Genomic DNA, 3,739 nt, shown 5'->3' with positions numbered 1-3,739 from the left:
GGCGCACAACAAAAAAGCCACGAGGTCACCCCCGTGGCTTTCGGTCACAACCTGGCGGCCAATTACAGCGCCATGTCGTTCTCTGGCTTGCTTTCAACCGGTTGGCTTGGCGCAACGGTGGTACCGACGCTGGCGTCGATCACCGGTGGCTTCTCCAGTTGCAGTACTTCAGCGGTGTAGTTCCACTCTTTCTGGGTGGCCGCTGCCGAATCATTGAGCTTGGTGCCGTAGCTCGGAACGATCTGCTTGATCTTGGCCTGCCACTCTGGGGTAGCGACCTTCTCCTTGAACACGGTTTCCAACACGTTGAGCATGATCGGCGCAGCGGTCGAAGCACCTGGCGAGGCGCCCAGCAGGCCTGCGATGGTGCGGTCTTCAGAGGCCACCACTTCGGTACCCAGCTTCAGCACACCGCCCTTCTCGGCATCACGCTTGATGATCTGCACGCGCTGGCCGGCCTGCCACAGTTTCCAGTCTTCCTTCTTGGCGTTGGGGAAGTAGGTGCGCAGGGCTTCGAAGCGGTCGTCGTCAGACAGCATCAGCTGGCCAGCGAGGTACTCCACCAGCGGGTACTGCTCGATACCGACCTTGGTCATCGGCCACACGTTGTGGGGGGTGGTGGTGCTCAGCAGGTCCAGGTACGAACCGTTCTTCAGGAACTTGGTCGAGAAGGTGGCGAACGGGCCAAACAGGACCACGCGCTTGCCGTCCAGCACGCGGGTGTCCAGGTGCGGTACCGACATGGGTGGCGCGCCGGTCGAAGCAATACCGTAGGCCTTGGCCATGTGCTGCATGGCCACGGTCGGGTTCTCGGTGACCAGGAACGAGCCACCCACCGGGAAGCCTGCGTATTCCTTGGCTTCTGGAATGCCCGACTTCTGCAGCAGCTTCAGGGCACCACCGCCGGCACCGATGAACAGGAACTTGGCGTCGGTGGCCGACTCGGTACCGTCCTTCAGGTTCTTGTACTCGACGTGCCAGGAGCCATCCTTGTTGCGGGTGATGTCCTGCACTTCGCTGGACAGCTTCAGGTCGAAGCCTTTCTGGGTTTGCAGGTGGCCAACGAACTGGCGGGTGATCTCGCCGAAGTTCACGTCGGTGCCGATTGGCGTCCAGGTCACGGCCAGCTTCTGGTTCGGGTCGCGGCCTTCCATCATCAGCGGGACCCACTTGGCGATCTGCGCGTGGTACTCGGAGTACTGCATCGGGCGGAACAGCGGGCTGGCCTGCAGCGCGTCGTAACGCTTCTTCAGGAACTTGATGTTGTCATCGCCCCAGACGAAGCTCATGTGCGGGGTGGTGTTGATGAACGAATGCGGGTTCTTCAGCACGCCCTGGCGGACCTGCCACGACCAGAACTGACGGGAAATCTGGAAGGCCTCGTTGATTTCGATGGCCTTGGAGATATTGATGTTGCCGTCTTTGTCTTCCGGGGTGTAGTTCAGCTCGGCCAGCGCCGAGTGGCCGGTACCGGCGTTGTTCCAGCCGTTGGAGCTTTCTTCGGCCACGCCGTCCAGGCGCTCGACCATTTCCATCGACCAGCTTGGCTCCAGCTCGTGCAGCCACACGGCCAGGGTGGAGCTCATGATGCCGCCGCCGACCAGCAGTACGTCGACTTTCTTGGTTTCTGCGGCGTGCGCTTGCATGCAGCTTGCAGCGACAGCCAGACCCAGCAAGGTCTTGCCAGCTTTCTTGAACATTGATCAATTCCAGTCATAAGAACAGAGGGAGGGCCTGTGGCTGGCCCAAGTAAAGCGTGTTCTTCAGCGCAGGCTTGTTATTGATCATTGTTCAGCAGCTAGAGAACGAGAAAACGACCCTGCCTTTGTCGAATTGACTGACTTGGCTGAATCGTTTTGCCGATTGTACTTGAAATGCCTGCACAAACAAATTGCAGCCCTTTACGTCAAGGCGGCAGGTTGTCCCATGGCGCGCAGGCAAAACATCTTGCCGATTGCAGTATTGCGCCGACAGCCCTACTATTGCGATCATTTCTCATTCGCACCCTTTCGCGCTCGCGCCGGATGCCGCCGTGGTTTCGATACCCGAGTTGAATCACCCGCTTCATCGCCTGTACCACAGCCATTCGCGCTGGCTGCTCGGCTTTTTGTACCGCCGGCTGGGTTGCCGCTGCGATGCCGCCGACCTGGTTCAGGACACCTTCGTGCGGATGCTCAAACGCCCGCTGCCGCAGGGTGGCGAGCGTGGCCAGCGCTCGTACCTGGCGACCATCGCCCGCGGCCTGTGCGTGGACCACTGGCGCCGGCAGAAGCTGGAGCACGCCTGGTTACAGTACCTGGCCCTGCAGCCCGAGGCCGTGCAGCCCTCCCCCGAACAACGCGCAATCATCGTCGAAACCCTGCACGAGGTGGATGCCATGCTGCTGCGCTTGCCGGGCAAGGTGCGCCAGGCGTTCCTGCTGGCGCAGATAGACGGCCTGGCCTACCGCGACATTGCCGCCCACCTGGGCGTGAGCGAACGCATGATCAAGAAGTACCTGGCCCAGGCGTTTCTGCACTGCGCCATTCTGGAAGCCGAACTTGACGGCTTGCTGGTGGAGTAACGCCATGACCGCACCCGCCCACACGCTCAGCCACACCAGCCTGCAGCAAGCCGCCCACTGGTACGTGCGATTGCAGGACGAACATGCCACCCCTCAGTTGCACCAGCAATGGCTGCACTGGCTGCAGCAGCACAGCGACCATCAGGCGGCCTGGCACTATGTGCAGCGGGTGGGCCAGCGCTTTGCCCCACTGCAGGGCGAAGGGGTGGCGGCCAGCCAGGCATTGCGCCAGCAGGACGCGCGCCGCTTCAGCCGGCGCAGCGGGCTCAAGTCGCTGCTGGTGCTGGGCGCGGGCTCGCTGCTGGGCTGGCGGGCCTGGCAAGGCGCACCCCTGGCGGGTTGGGGGGCAGACCTGGCCACTGGTATCGGTGAAATCCGCGAAACCCGCCTGGCCGATGGCAGCCAACTGTGGCTGGCCGCACAAAGTGCCGTGGATTTGCAGTTCACCCCGCGCAGCCGGGTGTTGGCGCTGCGCTTCGGCGAACTGCTGGTGGAAACGGCCCACGACCCACGCCGGCCGTTCTTCGTCGACACCGCGCAAGGGCGCATGCACGCCCTGGGTACGCGCTTTGCCGTGTGCCAGCAGGGCGAAAACACCCGGCTGGCCGTGTACGCCGGCGCCGTGGAGGTGTGCACCGCGCTTGGCGGCGAACGCCGCACTGTGCAGGCCGGGCAGCAGTTGGCGTTCAATGCGCGGGCCGTGGGCGCTACCCGCGCGGCGCAAAGCGCAGGCGAGTCGTGGGTTCAGCACAGGCTGAACGCCGAAGGCATGCCCTTGGCCGATTTGCTGCAAACCCTTGGGCGCTACCGCCATGGGCACCTGGGCTGGCACCCGGAGGTGGCGACGTTGTCGGTGATGGGGGCGTTTCCGCTCAACGATACCGACCGGGCGCTGGAATTGCTGCAAGCGGCACTGCCGGTGCGGGTGCAGCGGCTGACGCCGTGGTGGGTCACAGTCGAGCCGGCTTGATACCTGAACACCTTTGAACCCAGCGCCTTGCATCGCGTTGGATTCTTCGCGGGCATGCCCGCTCCCACAGAGACAGCGTGAACGCGAAGCCGGCGCAGTACCTGTGGGAGCGGGCGAGCCCGCGAAGCAGGCGACGCGGTGTTCATCAGTTATGAAAAATAATGCCAAGCCAGTTCCCTTTTTCCAATCGCGTTCGGTTAACCCGG

3 protein-coding genes are annotated in these 3,739 nt (G+C 63.0%); 2 read left to right on the top strand and 1 reads right to left on the bottom strand.

Going from position 1 to position 3,739, the window contains the following annotated elements; all coding sequences use genetic code 11:
• Nucleotides 1–62: 62 nt before the first annotated feature.
• On the bottom strand, nucleotides 63–1,700 hold the full coding sequence (gene mqo, locus GYA94_RS26455; RefSeq protein ID WP_161893431.1) for a malate dehydrogenase (quinone): 1,638 nt from the start codon (nucleotides 1,698–1,700) through the stop codon (nucleotides 63–65).
• Nucleotides 1,701–2,032: 332 nt separating this feature from the next.
• On the opposite strand from mqo, the gene GYA94_RS26450 reads away from it, so the two are divergent.
• Both GYA94_RS26450 and GYA94_RS26445 read left to right on the top strand, forming a co-directional pair.
• The gene (locus GYA94_RS26450) at nucleotides 2,033–2,563 is read left to right on the top strand and encodes a sigma-70 family RNA polymerase sigma factor (protein WP_110677863.1); all 531 of its coding nucleotides are present in this window, start codon (nucleotides 2,033–2,035) and stop codon (nucleotides 2,561–2,563) included.
• Nucleotides 2,564–2,567: 4 nt separating this feature from the next.
• Complete coding sequence (locus GYA94_RS26445) at nucleotides 2,568–3,533, top strand: FecR domain-containing protein (protein ID WP_161893430.1); 966 nt, start codon at nucleotides 2,568–2,570, stop codon at nucleotides 3,531–3,533.
• The last annotated feature ends 206 nt before the right edge of the window (nucleotides 3,534–3,739 follow it).

This window comes from Pseudomonas juntendi (assembly GCF_009932375.1).
Taxonomy (GTDB): domain Bacteria; phylum Pseudomonadota; class Gammaproteobacteria; order Pseudomonadales; family Pseudomonadaceae; genus Aquipseudomonas; species Aquipseudomonas juntendi.
The sequence above is the reverse complement of the archived record's forward strand: the minus strand, read 5'-3'. Positions and strand labels throughout refer to the sequence as shown.

Bases quoted from the DNA above. Each gene is read 5' to 3' on its own strand.
- mqo (WP_161893431.1), bottom strand. From the start codon at position 1,700: ATGTTCAAGAAAGCTGGCAAGACCTTGCTGGGTCTGGCTGTCGCTGCA.
- GYA94_RS26445 (WP_161893430.1), top strand. From the start codon at position 2,568: ATGACCGCACCCGCCCACACGCTCAGCCACACCAGCCTGCAGCAAGCC.